Here is an 18,394-nt window from a genome sequence, read left to right as displayed (position 1 = left end):
GGACCTGTTCCGATTGTATAAGCAAGCGCCATTTATATAGTTTGCAAACCTGGTTATGCCTCGCTTATGCCACAGCCAACTCTTTCCGTTCACCAATTTGTTGACGCCACATCGCATAATACAGCCCTTTTTGCGCCAGCAATTCCTCGTGTCGCCCTTGCTCAACAATCTGCCCCTGCTCCAGTACAAAAATCCGATCGGCATGGAGGATCGTGCTTAAACGGTGGGCAATCAGGATCGTGATGTGTTGACGTGAACCAGAAAGTTCTCGAACCGTACGGCCAATTTCTTCTTCGGTTAGTGAGTCCAAAGCCGAAGTTGCTTCATCAAAAACCAGTAAGGCTGGCTTGCGCAGTAGAGCACGAGCAATACTCAGACGTTGTTTTTCACCACCAGACACTTTTACTCCGCCTTCGCCAATGACCGTATCAAGTCCCTGAGGAGCGCGTCTTAGCAGTGAATCAGCGGCTGCCTGATGCAGCGCTTTGAGGCATTCCTCATCGGTAGCATTTGGAGCTACAAAGCGTAGGTTTTCGCGGATGGTTCCGGCAAAAAGCTGTGTATCCTGCGTCACGAAGCCGATTTGCTCCCGCAGTGCATCTAGATTCACTTCCGCCCCCGGAATATCGTTATATAGAATCTGTCCGCTGAGCGGTTTATATAAACCCACCAGTAATTTCACAAGCGTCGTTTTTCCAGAACCACTAGGCCCCACAAACGCAATAGTTTCGCCTACTTGCGCATCGAACGTTATGCCATCGAGCGCAGGCTTTTCAGCAGTAAGATGTTTAAAGTGAACATCATCGAATGCCAGGGTTTGCAGTTGCTTCACTGGCTGTGGAAGCGCTGGTTGCACATCGCGGGGGGTGTTCAGAATCTGCTGGAAATTTGCCAGTGATGCTTCCGTCTCCCGATATACGTTGATAATATTCCCCAATTCCTGCAACGGGCCAAAAATGGCGAACGAGTAGATAAACAGTGAGAAAAATTCGCCAACTGTAATCTGTTCTCTTACTACCAGAAAGAGCATAAACAGCATAATAGCGTTGCGAAGTAGATTCACAAACGTACCCTGAACGAACGACAGCGACCGGATATACCGCACTTTTTTGAGTTCGAGCTTCAGAATTTTATCAGTCGTAGCATTTAGCCGTTCGGTTTCCTGTTGGGCCAGACCCAGACTTTTGACCAGTTCGATATTTCGTAAACTTTCTGTGGTTGAACCAGCTAGTGCCGTGGTTTCAGCCACGATAGTTTTCTGAACTGTTTTGATTTTTTTGCTCAACAACGAACTCACAAAACCCAATAATGGAATCGTCAGAAAATAAGCTGGAGCGATGGGCCAGTAAACCGTAGCGGCATACCACATCACAAATACAATACCGACGACCGAGGTAAACAACACATTGACAAACGATTGAATCAGCTTTTCAACGTCCGCACGAACCTTTTGTAGCTTACCCAGCGTCTCACCAGATCGCTGATCTTCAAAGACTTGATAAGGTAATTCGAGCGAATGTCGTAACCCATCCGTATAAAGTCGGGCGCCAAGTCGCTGGGTTATTACGTTGACGTAATAATCCTGAAAATTCTTGGCAATGCGACTGACCATGGCAACACCCAATGCCTGTAAAATCAGCAAACCAGCGCCGTTTTGCAGAAAAGCCCAGAAACTCAGTGGCCGTAATGAACCATCCGGTTTGACCACATACTGGTCAATAATTTTACGAAAGATGTACGGGTCGAGCAGCGAGAAGATTTGGTTGATAGCTGCGAGTAACAACGCAAGCGCCAGGAGGCCCCAATAGCGCCGTAAATAACTGTAAAGAAGTTGCATAGGTATTTTGTTGGTAGTAAAGCAGATAATTCAGCCTAACAAAAACTGGATTATGTTTCTTTTGTAACATAAACAAGCTCTTTTTAGATCATCTGGCAGGCAGATTTTACCTACTCTTTTGTCAGCAACACATAGGACACCATCTTTGCAATACCTTTGCCGGATAAATACGAACTTTGCTCTATGAGAAACGCCTATATACCCGTTTTTATCGCCACCATTACCAGTCTGATAATGGCTTGTGGAGGTTCAGGCAAAACGCAGGAATCGGCCAGTCAATTCACTCCCAAAGACTCTATTGCTGCCACAACATCTAAACCTAAAAATTGCCAGTCGATTATAGCGGCTGATAAAGTAGGCAAGGCAGATGAATATCAGGAGTCGGGCAAATCAGTAAAAGTTGCGTTAACACTAGCTCAGGATACCAGTTCGTTGCAGACGGCAAATGGGTGTTATTTCAACCATACAATTACGGTGTTAACTACCAAAAAATCAGGCAGTCAGGTTTTTAAACGAACGCTTTCCAAAGACGATATACTGTACTTTGTCAAAAGTGACGACGTTGTTAACCGCTCGCTTCTACAGTCGGTAACCTATAAACCTACCTTTAATGGCCAGCGTTACATTACGCTGACGATGAATCTGTTAGATCCTGAGAGCAAGAAAAAAGCCGAGTATCTGATCTTTATGAATTACTTCGGGGAAATTGTGAAGGTGAAGTAAGATGGATAACAAAAAACGCCGGACGTTTCCACCCGGCGCAGATCGTAATTCGATCACTATTCTAAAATTATAACGCCCCCTCTTTTATCTCATCTACGACTGCGGGATCGAGCAGTGTAGTGGTATCGCCCAGGTTACTTGTATCTCCTTCTGCGATTTTGCGGAGAATACGGCGCATGATTTTACCGGAACGCGTTTTCGGAAGCCCCGTCACGAACTGAATTTTATCGGGTTTGGCAATGGGCCCAATAACGCGGCTGACCGTAGCGAGAATGTCGCGCTTAGTGAGCTCGGCGTCGTGATGATCGGTTGTACTTTCGGTGATCACATAGGCGTAGATACCTTGGCCTTTGATGTCGTGCGGATAGCCGACGACGGCACTTTCGACTACACCTGTGTGCATGTTGATCGCATTTTCGACCTCAGCGGTACCTATTCGGTGGCCCGAAACGTTCAGCACATCATCGACACGGCCTGTAATGCGATAATAACCATCCTGATCACGTAGACACCCATCCCCCGTAAAATACAAGCCCGGATAGGTAGCAAAATACGTCTGGCGGCAGCGTTCATGATCGCCGTAAGTTGTACGCAATATGCCTGGCCAGGGGAATTTCATACAGAGATTTCCGCTCACACCGTTCCCCTCGATCTCCTTCCCGTTTTCGTCAACCAGAACTGGCTGAACGCCTGGTAACGGCAATGTGGCATACGTCGGCTTGGTTTTCGTAATTCCTGCCAACGGTGAAATCAAAACTCCCCCCGTCTCAGTCTGCCACCACGTATCGACGATAGGGCAGCGATTTTTACCGATGTGATCATCGTACCAATGCCAGGCTTCTTCGTTAATCGGCTCACCTACAGACCCTAACACTTCCAGGCTACTTAGATCGTGGTTTTCAACTTTATCCAATCCAAAGCCCATCAGCGATCGGATGGCAGTGGGTGCGGTATACAGAATATTGACTTTGTATTTATCCGTAATATCCCAGAATCGACCACAATCAGGATAGGTGGGTACACCTTCAAAAATGATTGATGTAGCTCCACTGGCTAACGGCCCGTAAACGATATAGCTATGTCCTGTAATCCAACCGATGTCAGCGGTACAGAAGAAAATTTGCCCAGGCTCGTATTGAAAGACGTTCTGAAAGGTATAGGCCGCATAGACCATGTATCCCCCGCAGGTATGCACGACACCTTTTGGTTTGCCCGTTGAACCCGAGGTATACAAAATAAATAACATATCTTCAGCATCCATTTCTTCGGCTGGACACTCGGCAGTAACCTGCTTAAGTTCCTGCTCCCACCATACATCGCGCCCTTTCAGCATCGAAACTGGCGTGCGGGTACGTGTTAACACGATTACTTTCTGTACACTAGGGCAGCCAATCAATGCATCATCTACGGTACTTTTCAACGGAATTTCCTTACTTCCCCGATAAGCGCCATCGGCCGTAACAACCACCTTACATTGGGCATCGTTAATCCGATCAGCAATACTTTGCGCTGAAAATCCACCAAAAACGACCGAATGAACGGCGCCAATGCGAGCACAAGCCAGCACGGCAATCGCCAATTCAGGCACCATCGGCATATAAATACAAATGCGGTCGCCTTTCACAACACCATTGCGTTTCAGCACATTAGCAAAACGACAAACCTGATCGTGAAGCATCCGGTAGGTAAGCGTAACTCCCGCTTCATTCGGATCGTTGGGTTCCCAGATAATGGCGGGTTGGTCGCCACGCTCGGCAAGATGGCGGTCAAGACAATTTTCGGTAATGTTGAGTTTGCCACCCACAAACCATTTTACATTTGGCTCCGTGAAATTCCATTGTAGGGTTTTGGTCCATGGTTTACGCCACTGGAAATTCTGTGCAATTTCTGCCCAGAACGCTTCTGGGTCGTCAACACTTTTCTGATAAGCTGTCTGGTACTCGTCAAAGGTTCGGATACGCATAATTCGTAAAAGGATAAAACCGAATAAGAACGTAAAGGTAAAGTTTGTGGAATTACAGCGGTTAACAATTTGTCGCTTTCTACTTGAACAATCCGATCATTTTACCCCTCATCTACTTAAAAAGTGTTCTAATCTGGCTCTCGATTTCTGCCGCTTTTACGTTGGCCTCAGAGAGTGGTAAACCCTTATTCATACCCGGTCGTTTATGGCCCGTAGCCGTCAACCAGGCATCCTTCATGAGATTTTGCCGGTCAGCAATAAGCTTCATAAGCTGAGCACCATTCGGTACTGAAGCCATCACTGATTTGAGATCGGGGGCCTGAGCGACAGCCTTTTCACCTAAGCCAAGTAGAATATTTTTAGCCATAATCCAGTGGCCTACCTCGTTCGGATGTACACCATCTTCGGCCAGCGCAAAACCAGCAACGCCAAACGAAGCATCTACTTTTCGATGGGCTTCCAGAAAGTCCTTCATCGGATAATGAATATCAATAACGCGCCATTTCCGGGCCGTTTTCTGGGCTATTATCCAATCGGCATAGCGATCAAGCACGGCGGAATAACCGATTTTTCCACCCTTTAACTCGTCGTAAACAGGTGGTGTAAGGTGAATGATCGGGGCACCCGATTTTACCACCTCATCGTGCAGCCACTGAATCCCTTCCGTAAATTTCGCAAATCGTCCCTCATCGAACGGTAAATATATACCATCGTTCATCCCATAGCAGGCAAACACCAGATCGGGTTTTGTCTGAGCCAATACACGCGCTAATCGCTCATGCAAATCAGGCCTTGGAAATTGTCCGTCGGCGTGCCCTTCTTCCGAAAGCCCCGAAACGGTTTCGCTCGGCAAGCCGACATTGATAAATTCAATTGGTTGAGTTGGATAACGTGCCACATAATACGTTTCGATGGCCGTTACATATTTTCCAGCGTAGGTAATACTATTACCTAAAAATAAAACCCGCTTGACAGTAGCGGGAAAAAGTGATTGGCCAACTGTTACATTCGCAAGCCCAACAACAGAAAGTATCAGGAAAACGAACCGACGGATTGACTTCATCTTGGCCTCAGGAATCATATTCGCCATCCAGTGCGTACTTGCCAAACAGGATTAACCCACCAACTACAATCGGTGTTAAAACCAGCAAAACGACCCAGCCGAATACACGATCTTCTAGTTGGTCACTGCCAATTTTCGCAAGACTATCCGTAATTCGGTCATAGCCGACATAGAGACCAAGTCCTATCCAGAGAATACCGAGGTATTTTTTTAGAGAATTCATAGGGTTAGAGAGCGAATGAGTGATTATTTGGAATTCTGATTGGCATTTCTGCCCTTTCACTCAATCATCCGCCGTAGTATAACTCTTGTTATTCAGGTACAATACGCCAATTACCAAACAAACCGCAGCAACTAAAATCGGATACCAAAGTCCTTGTAAATACGGTTTATCGACCGAACCTGGAACCGCCTGATTCGCTTTTGTAGCCGTAGCGACTAAAGCCGTAGCCACAAACGGAGTAAGTCCACCAAACACGCCATTACCAATATGATACGGTAGCGACATCGACGTATATCGAATTCGGGTTGGGAATAGCTCCACTAAAAAGGCAGCAATAGGCCCATACACCATCGTTACGTAAATAACCTGAACAAATACCAACAATACCATCAGCCAGAAACTACCCGAAGCCAACGTAACCGCTTTACTTAGTTCGGGTTTTGCTGGTTTTGCAGATGAAGATAGGGGTGTAATTATTTTTTCAATATCCTTAGCCACTAACCCATCGGTAAAGAAATGCGTTGTCGTCGTCGTCGTCTGTGTGTCGCCGTTTGCCAGTTTTACCAGTTTACGATCAATTGTACGGGCTTCCGTTAATTCCTGATGCTGAGCCAAATCCGTTAGGCTATACAATTTATCATAAATCGGACGATAGGTCAGAATACCCAAAAACATACCTGCTAGCATTATACCCTTTCGGCCAATCCGATCCGATAGCCCACCGAATACAACAAAGAAAGGGGTAGCCGCAAGTAAGGCAACCGCCACAATCATGTTCGATTGAACAAACTCGACATTGCAGGCTTTTTGAATAAACGAGAGTGCATAAAATTGGCCGGTGTACCAAATTACCCCCTGTCCTGCCGTAGCGCCAAAAAGAGCCAGGAGTACCATTTTCAGGTTCTGCTTTTTGCCAAAACTTTCAGCCAACGGATTTTTCGAGACTTTTCCTTCCGACTTCAGTTTTGAGAACAAAGGCGACTCGGCCATACGCATCCGTATGACAATTGAAACCGCCACCAGCAGAATCGATAACAGAAAAGGAACTCGCCAGCCCCAATCGGAAAATTTATCAACGCCCAACGACTCGCGCGTAAGGAGGATCACACCCAGCGATACGAACAATCCCAATGTAGCTGTCGTCTGAATGAAACTTGTGTAATACCCACGTCGACCTTCGGGCGCATATTCAGCTACGTAGGTGGCTGCTCCCCCGTACTCACCACCAAGGGCCAAACCTTGTATTAGCCTGAGCAAGAGCACTAATAATGGAGCCCAGAAACCAATAGTAGCATAACCCGGAATCAAGCCAATCGCAAACGTACTCCCGCCCATCAACACCAGCGTGACCAGAAACGTATATTTCCGACCAACCAAATCTCCGAGTCGTCCAAATACCAGCGCACCAAATGGACGAACCACAAATCCAGCCGCAAAAGTCGCCAGCGTAGATAATAATGCGGCCGTTGGGTTATCTTTTGGAAAAAATTGAGAGGACAGAATGGCAGCCAGGCTACCGAATATGTAGAAATCGTACCACTCAATGAGCGTTCCGACCGAAGAGGCCGAAATCACACTAAAAAGCGTGCTCTTTGAAACGGTTTTAGGTTGCGTAGTGGCTTTGCGGCCGGTCATAGTACAAGAATGAAAGGGAGTATACCTTCAAAAGCAACCCAATTTCGAATTTTACCCTGTGAGAATGAGCGAAAGAGTGAATGAGTGAACGAGCGAAAAAATAAGTTTTGCGTTAGCCACTCGCTCATTCACTCTTTCGCTCATTGTCTATGGCGATAACCGCTCAATAATCCAGTTCCCCTCCTCCTTTCGATACCGAATCCGATCATGTAGGCGGCTTGGGCGGCCTTGCCAGAACTCAATCGTATCGGGCACGACCCGGAAACCACCCCAATATGGCGGACGTGGCACAGGTTGATTGGCAAACTGAACGTCGAGCTCATGCTGGCGATTTTCCAGCACATCTCGATCAGGAATCACCTCCGATTGTTGTGACACCCAGGCACCGATCTGGCTACCGCGCGGCCGACTATTAAAATATGCGTCCGATTCTTCAGGACTTACTTTTTCTGCGCGTCCTTCAATGCGAATCTGGCGTTCGAGATCTGGATAAAAAAATGTAAGACCAGCAAATGGATATCCTGTCAGTTCCTTTCCTTTCCGGCTCTCGTAATTGGTAAAAAACACGAACCCTGCATCCGAAACGCCTTTTAACAGCACAATCCGTCCATCGGGCCTACCGTCGGCTGTAACCGTACTTAGGTGCATTGCATTGGGTTCAGGGACTTTTGCCATGAGTGCGGCATCAAACCAGTTTTGGAATTGGGCAATGGGATCAGGGAGTACATCGGCGATGTCTAAACCACTCAACGTATATTCATTCCGCAAATCACTGATTGTTGAAGCCATTATATATAGACCTTTAGCGGCTTTTCAATCTCTGTACTAGAAGAAAATCCGTATATTATCGTATTTTTGCAAAAGTAATCGGTACGTTCTCAACATGGCAAACCAAGAACAGGAAATTAACCAACAGCCGGAAACCACTACTCAGGCAACCGAGGTGTTGGCAGTGCATAATCCCGAAGATACCCAAACCTTGCCCGATACACCAATCGAGGCCACGGAGACTACGTCTGAACTGGCCGAATCTTCGACAACAACAACTTCTGAAACACAGTCGAACGCCGTGGAAGGTACACTTGAATCGACTCCATCGGCACCTGTTGCTGCTTCCCAGACAACACCCGATCTCCCAGCCGACGCTGACGATGCATCTGCGATCTCCACTGAAGCTATCGCTGCTGAACCAGTTAGCGAGTCAACTGGCACTCCTGAAGCAGCAGAGGCAGAATCAGCGCCAGATGCTCCGGTTGCTGAAATAGCAGAAACGCCTGTTGCGGAATCGGAGCCAACGGAAGAAACAGCTCCAGTTGCCGAAACTGTGCCAGCCGAAACGTCTGATGCATCGGTTGACCACGAAGCCATATCGACCGAATATGCAGATGTTGCTGATGTGGAGGACGACACCAATACTCCACTGGCAGTGGATTATAGCCAATTTTCAAAGCAGGATTTTGTTAATCTGCTAGAAACACAATTGGCAACGATTAGTCTGGCTTCTGTATCGCCCAGCGATTTCAAAAAAGCCGATCAGGTGCTAAAAGAAGCAAAGCCTCTGTTCGACCAGATGAAACGGGCCGAGCGCGAAGCTGCTCTGCAGGCTTACGTCGCTGAGACGGGTGCTGACGAAGGCTTCGAGTACAAATACGACGATGCGGTCAATCGCTTCGACGAGTTGTATAAGCAGATCAAAAGTCTGAAAAATACATACTTCCAAAATTTAGATAAAGCGAAGGAAACCAATTTTGCATCGAAAACAGAGCTGCTAACTCGCTTGCGTGAACTGGTTGAAAACGACGAGAATAGCGCAGGTGATCCTAAAGTAAGCTGGAACGAATTCAAGAAAATTCAGGACGATTGGAAATCGGCCGGAAACATGAATTCACCCCACAATGCAACACTTTGGGCAACCTACCATGCGCTTGTTGATCGATATTATAGTAATCGCAATATCTACTTTGAGCTAAAAGAACTCGATCGGAAGCGAAATGCCACGCTGAAAACAGAAGTCATCGAAAAAGTTGAAGCAATGGCGAAGGCATCAGAGGAAACTCCGGTGACCCGTCAGACAATTGACGAAGCGAATGCGCTGTTTGAAGAGTATAAACACATTGGTCCAGCCCCCAAAGCGGAACAGGAAGTACTATGGGGACGTATGAAGGCCGCTTTAGATGTTTTATACGAAAAACGTCGTGGTCAAACCAATGAGCAGCGGAAAGAGTCGGCACAGCTTTATGAAGAGAAGTCGGCGATCTACGAAGAATTAGTACCCATAACCTCGTTTACATCCAATAGTATTAACGACTGGAATGACAAAACGAAGGCGGTTATGACCCTTCAGGACCGCTGGAATGCTATTAAAGGGCCGATGCCACGGGAAGAAGGAAAAGAATTAAGTAAGAAATTCTGGGCCGCTTTAAAAACATTCTTCCATAACAAAGGCGAATTTTTCCGGCAGTTGGAAAACAAGCGCGAAGAAAACCTTCGGGCTAAAATACAGCTTTGTGAACAAGTTGAAGGGATTTTGGCAAGTGGAGAGGAATCCCCTGAAACTACACAGACGGTAATTGAACTACAGCGTCAGTGGAAGAATATTGGCCAGGTACCTGAGAAACAAAAAAATACGATTTTTGACCGTTTCAAAGCAGCCTGTGACGCTTTCTTCAACAAGAAGCGCTCGAAAAATCAGGAAACTGAACGCGAATTCGAAGAAAATCTGACTCAGAAAATTGCTCTAATCGAACGAATTGAAGCGGCTGCTAATGCCAACGCAGACCTCTCGCAATTAAACGAGTTTAAGAAAGAGTGGAATGCGATTGGCTTCGTCCCTAAAAAAGACATGCAGTCGACACAAAAGCGGTATATTAATGCGGTAAATGCATTAGTTGGCGCAACGGGTAAAATACCAGCTAAAGATAAGGAGCGAATCATGCTCCAGAGCGAAGCTGAAGTGACTCGGCCAAGCGGCACCCGTAATGGAGGTCGGGATCGAGACTTTAACCGGGGCGATCGTGATGGTGGCGGCAACAAGCGTGAAAACGATATTCGTCGCAAAATAACGGCTATCGAAAACGACATCGCTACATATCGAAATAACATTGAATTCTTTGCCCGCTCTAAAAATGCGGACAAACTTCGGGCTGATATCGACAAGAAAATTGCAGAGGCTGAGAAACAACTTGATGATTTACGCCATCAACTCCGTGTAGCTCAGGCATAATCGTAAAAAAAGCGCAAAGTAACTGAGTTACTTTGCGCTTTTTTTACAAACTCTTTTGCAGAAGAAGCCGAAAAATACTACTTTTGCGTCACGATTCGGAAACGAGTCAGAAAGTGCCAGTGTCGGATAGCGGTCGATTCCGCCTGATTTGTAATCAGGATGCGCAAGCGCGTCGGGGGTTCGAATCCCTCCACTGGCTCACTGAAAATCAGACAGTTACAAATAAAGAACCGCCTTCATCAATGTTGGCGGTTTTTTATTTGCATACAGAACGCTTTGTTTCAACATCATTAGAGTTACAACGCAAATGGTAGTGACTTTTTTAAAGCTACCTTCCTAATAATCGCGTATAATACAAAATAGCATTAGGAATGGCTCCAATAAGTTCAACACCAATAGCTGCAATAGGGAGAAGTAAATACGCCCATACTGGAAATTTGCCCCGACTACTTTCCTGATTAAGTAGACTGTGTAAGGTAGGCAATGCCTGAGATCGAGCTTGGTAGATAAGCAGCCCCGTCAAGATTAAATAAAACGATAATTGGAACATAAATGCCGTCGTAAACCCCTCCATAAAGGTCATATCCCACATGAGAATGTTGAGCCAAATAGGAATAGATATCAACGCCCCTAGAAAATAGGTTCGATTAACGCCCAACAATAGCACAGTAACAATCTGAGAAACGCCAATAAACGCCTTAAAGGTCGGCTTCTCCCATTTTGGTATAATGTGCTCGCATCTTACTTCAGTACACAACCATGAGAAGTAGAGGTACTTTTACGGCTGTCAACATTGATCCCATCACCAAAAGCCCACAGGCAAGTCGAACCAACCAATTATAGGAGCCTATATCGGATTCCGTTGAACAGTATTTTGGTGCCTCGACCAGCCCCAACTTTTATCTTGATTTACGGACTGTACCAATCAATCAGGTCGAAGCGGCATGGTTACATCAGCAGAAATGGATGCGCAATATCGGCTCAACTGTTCCCGCAAAGCCCGAATATCAGTTTACACCAAACCATCTATTGAGCGAATTACATGATGTATTAATCCACTTAGATAAGACAGCATCTTCCCATCTGCCTTACTAATTGGGTGTTGAAAAAGGGGCAATAGCTGCCAACCGTCTCATTAATCAGACAATTTTGCGCCCTTGACTCCATGACGTTAGATTACAGGTCATTCGCTATGGCAGACGTTATAACTTCGAAACAGTCACTGCACGTATACACCATTTATCCATTCTGATGTAGTCGTTAAAAAAGCCTAAAAAGCCATGCACTTTTCCAACCCATTTGATTCTGACGATCTCATCGAATCAAACAAAACAGGATCATCATGAAACGTTGTGTAGTACTATTAAGTCTATTCTTCCCCCTATTGGGATCGGCTCAGACGGTGTTTGACGAGCATCAGCGGGATTTACTGGACAAAGGACATGTAGCCGTGGGTATCTCAGCTGGTCAGGGATACAGCGGGAGTCGCCAAACAACAACATCCTTCAGTCCTCGACTTCACTATTTCCTTGCTGATGGATGGTCAGTGGCGCTCGAAGGTCGTTATTTACAATCAACATCATCGGAGTTTCCTTACTCCTTCCCCTTTCGTTATGTGGGAGCTGGTCTATCGACTCGATACTATTTCCTACGGGGAAATCGGTTTGCGCTTTTTGCTCAAGTTAGTGCTGTATATGGCCAGAGCACTTATGACCGATATGAGCCAGCCGACCCCTATACGACAATGAAAGGTGGAGCACGCAATACCAATTGGCAAACGAACGCTGGTTTAGGAGCGCATTACCGATTAGCAAAACGTTGGTCGGTAGAGGCAACGGCTGAACGGAGTTGGTTACCCTCTTCTTATTTGACTCCCGATTTCAGCCGATGGCAAGCCAGTATTGGTCTGAATTATCAGTTGAAATAAGATTGAAAGTACGACAGCTGACTAAACTTTGTTCTTTAATCTTTCCATGCCTGAGTATCAAACTCGGGCTTGTTTTTTCGGAATTTTATCATCGGCAACGAACCTTATTATCAGGGACGAATTATGTAGGTAAGGTCAGTAACCGTCATTCTTAGTTGGTTTCCCAATCGACTCTGTTGGAATGATTGCGGCATGCCAGCCAGTAATTCCAGTGTTTTGCGTCTACCCAAGTCTTTATGATAAGCAACTAACAGGAATAAAATGGCCCAAGAGCTCGTATGGGTTTGGATGTACAAGGTAATTTGATGCCAGTGTTTTAACTCCAGAAAGAAGTAGTCTTGAGAAAGCCTTGAAACGTTCAGTTGATCCTTTTCCTGTGCTGCCAGGTGAATGCTCTGACGAATTTCAGTACAGCGGTTTTGCTAGACCACCTCAACCGTATCCGAAAAGGCTTTTAATGCCTCACTAACAGGCGATTCCTCGATTACTGATTGATTCAAATCATCCATCCTGAGGGAAACCACCACGTCTTTATCCCATACAAAGTGAAATTGCCCAATGGCATCATTCATCGATATAAAATAAGTACCCGGTTCATCAAGTGGTTTTCGGAATGTGAAAAATGGATTGGCCAGTTTGACAGAATCGATCAGACGGGGAGCTTGACCAAAAACACTAGCTGCATACAGGTAGATGGTACCTGAATTCTTATTCATGACCTGACCCCGAATAGCATAATCTGGTTGGGCGAAGCCGGAAAAGGAAACGGTAAGACTGAACAGAAGCACTGTCTTCAACATAATCTAAATAGGAAGATAAACCTGTACAACTCATCGCTATTGTTCAGGGCTGAATCGTAAAGGAGGCCGTCATGAAATACGTATTGAATTTACTTATTTCTATTTAGCTTGTTGGCAAGTTGCACTGACAATAAAATTGATTCTTCATTCACCTCCTACACGAATCCTGATACGAAGCTGACACGAACGGATCAATTTATTAGCAATGTACCGGCCACAGTAATCGCTATTACGTCCCCAACTAAACAAGTCAATTACCAGCTTATTCGAGAAGGCACGTCGGTTGCTTTGGGCAGTTGTAATCTCTCCCCTGCTTTTGCAAAAGATAGTCTAAAGGTTACAATCAGTGGCTACTTTCTGACTTTCCCCGGATTGGAGGTGATGAATTTGAACCCACTTTCTTTTGAAGTAACAGTAGTAAAATTACGAGAGTAGAGTTCTCTAGCTTAGAGAATCTTTAGTACCAAAATCTGCAAATTGAGCGTACTGCTAACCCGGACCATCTCAGTACACTCGCCGGATTGACGTTAAACGTAGCCTCATTTCAATTCCACTCAGGTACGATTAGAAGCGGTATGTTTACAGGGCACTATATCCCAACTCCAGATTTCAATTCCACTCAGGTACGATTAGTAGTGATGGCCGTCCCTCCGCCCCGTCCAATCGCATCATTTGAGGAAGTCGATATTCTGATTGATACCAACGCTGAGTTTCAGGTCAAGTTGTCGATCATCGTTAATAAAGAACTGGTCTACGAACTGGCTCGTCTGGGCGATTCGGTCAAGGTGCTTTCTCCGAAACCATTAATTGATTTGCTGACCCAGTTTCATCAGAAAGCCTGGCAGCAGTATCAAAAAGACTGAGCAAGGGTATTATTTAACTAGTTGTACACTGTTATTGGTAACAAGCAGCCTTTTTTCACAACTAACTAGTCTATGGGGGATATAAAAAAACAGTGTATTTATCGGTTACTTTAAGCAACTTCCCTCGAAAGCTAAAGCCTGAACACAAAGGCGGTCTTATAACCTAATTTGATCGGTGATGAGCTAGTTAATAGCTACCGATTGATGGATAGTTTGTCCTTCTATTGTATTTAATTACACATCTACCGTTCTTGAACGGCAAACGATATACGTAATATAACTAGTAACTACCCATGGAGGGGTATAGACTTTTGCAGCAAACCAAACACAAAAAAGCGGAAGTGCCCATTGTCATGACAACTTCCGCTTTTTTTATACGATTATATAAACTTAACACCAGGCGTAGTGCCTACCTTATCTGATCGTCACCGCTAAAGGTGAGAGATTGTAGCTGCCGAAGCAGCCCAGACCACCCTGAATGTTGCTGGGAATCGTCACCGACTCCGCAAACGGGTTTTCCGACGCCTGTAGCTGCTGATTCAGCGCCAGATGATAGTGATAATACGCTTCATCCACATGCAACAAAGACACACTGATCAGCGTCGATCGATTGTTCTTTTTGAAGCTGCCATCCCCCAACGTGGCTGCCATCGCCAGACTTTTATCCTGGCGGCCACAGGTCAGTAAACCCATCGAGTTCGTGGCGCTCATAAACGAAATGGGACTTGGTGTGCCATAGGATGCAGTAAGAGGAGCCGTTTGGCTGATGCCCTGTACCATCCCTTTCAGGCGGAAATAAGCGCCCGATTGATTGTCCCAGCAGCCGATGGCCCGGAACACCTTCTGGGCAGCGGTCGACTGTGAGGTGGAGTCAATCCGGATATTTTTGAGCGGAATTTGAGTTGGCACGGTGGTAGTAGCGGTAACCTGCTTGCCATCAGGTGTGCTAACGGTGAGTATATACGTACTGCCTGCTTGAATAGGCATTCTTTTGGCTTTGATGGTGTATTGCGATTGCGAAGCGTTGTAAATCAGATTGACTGTCGTGCTGCCATTGGAGAGGGTAACGCTGGCATTGGCAATATCGACGGCTTGGGCGGCATTGTTGTCCAGTACGGGCCTTGATCGGCTGACTTTGGCGGTGAGCAGGGTATCCTGTGGGGAGATGAAGCAAGCGACGGTCAATTTAGCGGTTTCGGTGCTTAGTTGATCGGGGGTGATTTCTTGCTGGTTGAAACTACAGGCAACTAAGGAGGTTGCTAAAAAAAGCAACAGCATTTTTTTAGTGAAGGAAATCATGAAATTGGGTGAGAAGAGTCTCTTTGTTAGCTTGTTATAATGACTGGAAACTGGTCGTGTAGCTTAAGACGGCTGATCACCTTTGCTCCTGAAGCGTTTCGCCAATAGACAGGAAGCCGGTGAGCTAATCGTCCAAATTGGCTTACAGCAATGTAATCGATAAAAGATTAATTGAACGTTTGCAGTAGTTGGGGTCGAGAGAGAAACATCCCCTACTGTTGATGGCGATACCAGTTCTATGATTACTGGTATGACTAATAACACCTAAAAAAGGAGCTTGGCTTCCTTGTTCATTAACGTATCCAGATGCGAATTGGTAGTTCGGTAATGCAAAGCAATATACCAAAGGAGAATACAGCAAAAAGCTGAAGAGGGTAATAGCACGTTTCATGTTTAAGTTCAAGTTTACAGTAGGGCGAAGGCATCAACTGATTGCATTCACTTACTAATAAGACTATGGTTTTTCGAATCGGTCACATGAACAAAAGTCCATTTCTAGTCAATTGACACCAATGCATGACTCCTCATTTTGTACTTTTTGTAGGTAATATGTATCTACACAAATAGTTTATACAAAAAATCTATAGTACTATTATACTATTTAGCTAGCAGACCACCTATCTGCCTGATATCCAGCTACTATTGTCGTCGTTTATTTATTAAATGAATTAACTTTTTGATATATAACAAATTAATCATTGATGTAAAACATTATATCGTAGTTAACATCAAACTAAATTGTCACCATTTGTTTACTAAGCGGTGGTAGTTGACTACGCTTAAGTCGTGAATTGTGACATTAGCTCAGGTTAGCCATTTTATTGGAGAAATGAACATTAAAAAAAAATTAAACCGTGTGAAAACCGGTTAAGATGGTTTCAGAATCAAGTATTTCGAAGCTATAGTACTTAACTATGGAGGGATATGATCACGATGATGAGTCGTTCAAAATAACTGTAGCTATAGACGCGCACAGTATACTATAGCTACGCACCCAATCAGAAAGTAGTAGATATATAATGTCAGGAGTAAATAAACAGCAAGTAACTCTGGTGGCGAGATAGTGGTTTTGTTTTAGAAAAACGTCACTATCTCGCCACGGGAGCTACTCATCTTTATACGACAACGACAGAAATGTAAAAACGGGAATAAGTCCTACACCTGGGATCATATCAAGTATGCCTAACAGAGCTTTTGGTCCGGCATGAAGCATATGTAAGACAATGACAATTATATCAGCTACATAAAAAAAATGCCCTACACCTGTAAAATCAAGCAAGTCAGCAATAATACTTGCACCAATTACGAATTGTCTCATAAGATGAACGTTTAGATTTTAAACTGACTATCGTAGGAGAGTAATCGTCTGAGATGGCTAAGAAATCAATATGGTGAACTTTTTTAACTTCACAAGATGATGAGGCCTAAAACGAAACCAGCAAACGTTGTAGCCAGCAAACAATATCGTTTTACGCCTAAAATAAAATGGTTAGCTATCCGTGATCAGATAGCCCTCTACCAGGAAACTACAGGTTGAACTACACCCTGTCAAAAATATATTAAATGGTCGATTGAGTGGCACTATTGTTGGATTGATTTGAGTATCAATCAACCACCAGTATGATCCTAGTCTACTTCAACGAAAAACCGATTTATCTCTACCCGGCTATCGCACACCGTTTTGGTCTAAAAGAAGGCCATCGTCTACCTGTCGAAACAGCGGAGCAAATTATTCATCAGAATGCTATTTACTTTGCGAACACGCAAAAAACCAAGGTATGAGGTAATAGTAAGCGTATTCCCTGGGTACTACATTATCTGATCTTGCTAATTAGGCACTCCTGGTTCTGCTATTATTAATGGCTTCAACTGGATTGTAGCCTGCTTATGGCATACGATTAAAATCTAATTAAAATTACAGAAATTACTCAAATATAACTATACGTAATTTTACTTATTTTTATCTTTGACTATACCGTAAAGTTAATTAGATCATGAAAGATCAAACCCTTCCTCAAACCTCTGCATCCTCTTCTTCCAAATCACCATTTTGGGCGCTAGTCCTGATTGCTATGTTTGCCTGCCTGCTGGGTGTTTCAGTAAGCCTTGCCATGTTACTGGATTGGCTAATGAATTGAATTCTTGTGTTACTATATCTATACTAACAGGTTTCAATCTGACTCAAAACGCAGATTAAAGATGATATAGTTGAAATGTTCGGATGATATAATAGACGTAGATTTAGCCTTATTTCATAAGGTCTATCTTTCATCGGTCACACTTATTGATTATTCGGTTCTTTCGACGTAGAAATATGGTCTACATTTGTGGAATATAGTTGCTTGTTGCTTAAGCAAACTCCGTTTTGACAACTGTAATAACTTGAACTTTACTTGAATTATGTACCAAAAGCTAACCTGTTATTTGTTCCCTATCTTATGCCTTAAAGCATTAGGTTTACTAATAGCCTTCGTTTGGTTAATTCAGATTCAGGAATACTATTTTGGTGGTATTGCCTTTTTCCTAATGCTATTTACAGATCTGCTCATTCTTGCTTTTAATCAGTTTATGTCGCAAGACGACTTAATGATGTCAGATGACTTACCGAATACCTGACCATTTCATTAGCTGAAGACCTTTAATTTGAAAATAGGATCTGTTCCATCAAGGATGGCTTTTCTTTGAGTAGTGCTCATTAACTTTTAAAGAAAATCGATCTGACAGTTTGAGAAATCAATATGGTTTTTGCCAGACTGCCGATAGCCGTGACTGATCCGAAAGATTGCAATTGTTTTTTTATCACTGGGTACAACAGATTAAGATTCAATTAAAAAATAA

15 protein-coding genes and 1 tRNA gene are annotated in these 18,394 nt (G+C 44.5%); 7 read left to right on the top strand and 9 right to left on the bottom strand.

From position 1 onward, the window contains the following. Positions 1-64 precede the first annotated feature (64 nt). A complete protein-coding gene (locus tag ACYVE4_RS25300; RefSeq protein WP_461043066.1) occupies positions 65-1,837 on the bottom strand; it encodes an ABC transporter ATP-binding protein in 1,773 nt (590 codons plus the stop codon). A 183-nt stretch (positions 1,838-2,020) separates the two neighbouring features. Between ACYVE4_RS25300 and ACYVE4_RS25295 the strand changes: the two genes are divergently transcribed. Then, on the top strand, positions 2,021-2,560 hold the full coding sequence (locus tag ACYVE4_RS25295; RefSeq protein ID WP_461043065.1) for a hypothetical protein: 540 nt from the start codon (positions 2,021-2,023) through the stop codon (positions 2,558-2,560). A 67-nt stretch (positions 2,561-2,627) separates the two neighbouring features. Here ACYVE4_RS25295 and acs read toward each other — a convergent pair whose 3' ends face one another. The 5 genes from acs to pdxH all read right to left on the bottom strand — a co-directional run bounded on the left by acs (position 2,628) and on the right by pdxH (position 8,233). Beyond that, a complete protein-coding gene (acs, locus tag ACYVE4_RS25290; RefSeq protein ID WP_461043064.1) occupies positions 2,628-4,523 on the bottom strand; it encodes an acetate--CoA ligase in 1,896 nt (631 codons plus the stop codon). Positions 4,524-4,635: 112 nt separating this feature from the next. Then, positions 4,636-5,586, bottom strand: a complete 951-nt coding sequence (locus ACYVE4_RS25285) for an SGNH/GDSL hydrolase family protein (protein WP_461043063.1) — start codon at positions 5,584-5,586, stop codon at positions 4,636-4,638. A gap of 7 nt (positions 5,587-5,593) precedes the next feature. Then, a complete protein-coding gene (locus ACYVE4_RS25280) occupies positions 5,594-5,809 on the bottom strand; it encodes a DUF6814 family protein (RefSeq protein WP_461043062.1) in 216 nt (71 codons plus the stop codon). 60 nt (positions 5,810-5,869) lie between these two features. Continuing rightward, complete coding sequence (locus ACYVE4_RS25275; RefSeq protein WP_461043061.1) at positions 5,870-7,444, bottom strand: MFS transporter; 1,575 nt, start codon at positions 7,442-7,444, stop codon at positions 5,870-5,872. Positions 7,445-7,591: 147 nt separating this feature from the next. Beyond that, entirely contained in the window at positions 7,592-8,233 is a 642-nt protein-coding gene (pdxH, locus tag ACYVE4_RS25270; protein ID WP_461043059.1) for a pyridoxamine 5'-phosphate oxidase, read from the bottom strand. 94 nt (positions 8,234-8,327) lie between these two features. Here pdxH and ACYVE4_RS25265 point away from each other — a divergent pair, with 94 nt between their 5' ends. From ACYVE4_RS25265 to ACYVE4_RS25250, 4 genes are all read left to right on the top strand, one after another. After that, positions 8,328-10,667, top strand: a complete 2,340-nt coding sequence (locus tag ACYVE4_RS25265; protein ID WP_461043058.1) for a DUF349 domain-containing protein — start codon at positions 8,328-8,330, stop codon at positions 10,665-10,667. Between the two features lie 115 nt (positions 10,668-10,782). Continuing rightward, positions 10,783-10,866 (top strand) — tRNA-Thr (locus tag ACYVE4_RS25260). Positions 10,867-11,516: 650 nt separating this feature from the next. Next, positions 11,517-11,762, top strand: coding sequence for an erythromycin esterase family protein (locus ACYVE4_RS25255; protein ID WP_461043330.1), 246 nt, complete (start codon positions 11,517-11,519; stop codon positions 11,760-11,762). A 247-nt stretch (positions 11,763-12,009) separates the two neighbouring features. Further along, positions 12,010-12,594: an outer membrane beta-barrel protein gene (locus ACYVE4_RS25250; protein ID WP_461043057.1), complete on the top strand. Its 585-nt coding sequence runs from the start codon at positions 12,010-12,012 to the stop codon at positions 12,592-12,594. Positions 12,595-13,016: 422 nt separating this feature from the next. Here the strand turns inward: ACYVE4_RS25250 and ACYVE4_RS25245 are convergent, their stop codons facing one another. Continuing rightward, the gene (locus ACYVE4_RS25245; RefSeq protein ID WP_461043056.1) at positions 13,017-13,394 is read right to left on the bottom strand and encodes a DUF4369 domain-containing protein; all 378 of its coding nucleotides are present in this window, start codon (positions 13,392-13,394) and stop codon (positions 13,017-13,019) included. 575 nt (positions 13,395-13,969) lie between these two features. Here ACYVE4_RS25245 and ACYVE4_RS25240 point away from each other — a divergent pair. After that, positions 13,970-14,257 carry a hypothetical protein gene (locus ACYVE4_RS25240; RefSeq protein ID WP_461043055.1) on the top strand — a complete coding sequence of 96 codons (288 nt, stop codon included), beginning with the start codon at positions 13,970-13,972 and terminating at the stop codon, positions 14,255-14,257. Between the two features lie 414 nt (positions 14,258-14,671). Here ACYVE4_RS25240 and ACYVE4_RS25235 read toward each other — a convergent pair whose 3' ends face one another. Then, on the bottom strand, positions 14,672-15,556 hold the full coding sequence (locus tag ACYVE4_RS25235; RefSeq protein ID WP_461043054.1) for a DUF4249 domain-containing protein: 885 nt from the start codon (positions 15,554-15,556) through the stop codon (positions 14,672-14,674). 1,105 nt (positions 15,557-16,661) lie between these two features. Then, positions 16,662-16,874 (bottom strand): hypothetical protein, encoded by a 213-nt coding sequence (locus ACYVE4_RS25230; protein WP_461043052.1) that lies wholly within the window; start codon positions 16,872-16,874, stop codon positions 16,662-16,664. 302 nt (positions 16,875-17,176) lie between these two features. Here ACYVE4_RS25230 and ACYVE4_RS25225 point away from each other — a divergent pair, with 302 nt between their 5' ends. Then, positions 17,177-17,338 carry a hypothetical protein gene (locus ACYVE4_RS25225; protein ID WP_461043051.1) on the top strand — a complete coding sequence of 54 codons (162 nt, stop codon included), beginning with the start codon at positions 17,177-17,179 and terminating at the stop codon, positions 17,336-17,338. Positions 17,339-18,394 lie beyond the last annotated feature (1,056 nt).

It is taken from the genome of Spirosoma harenae (assembly GCF_054776975.1).
Note: the sequence above shows the minus strand (reverse complement) of the source record. Positions and strands in the feature narration are given on the sequence as shown.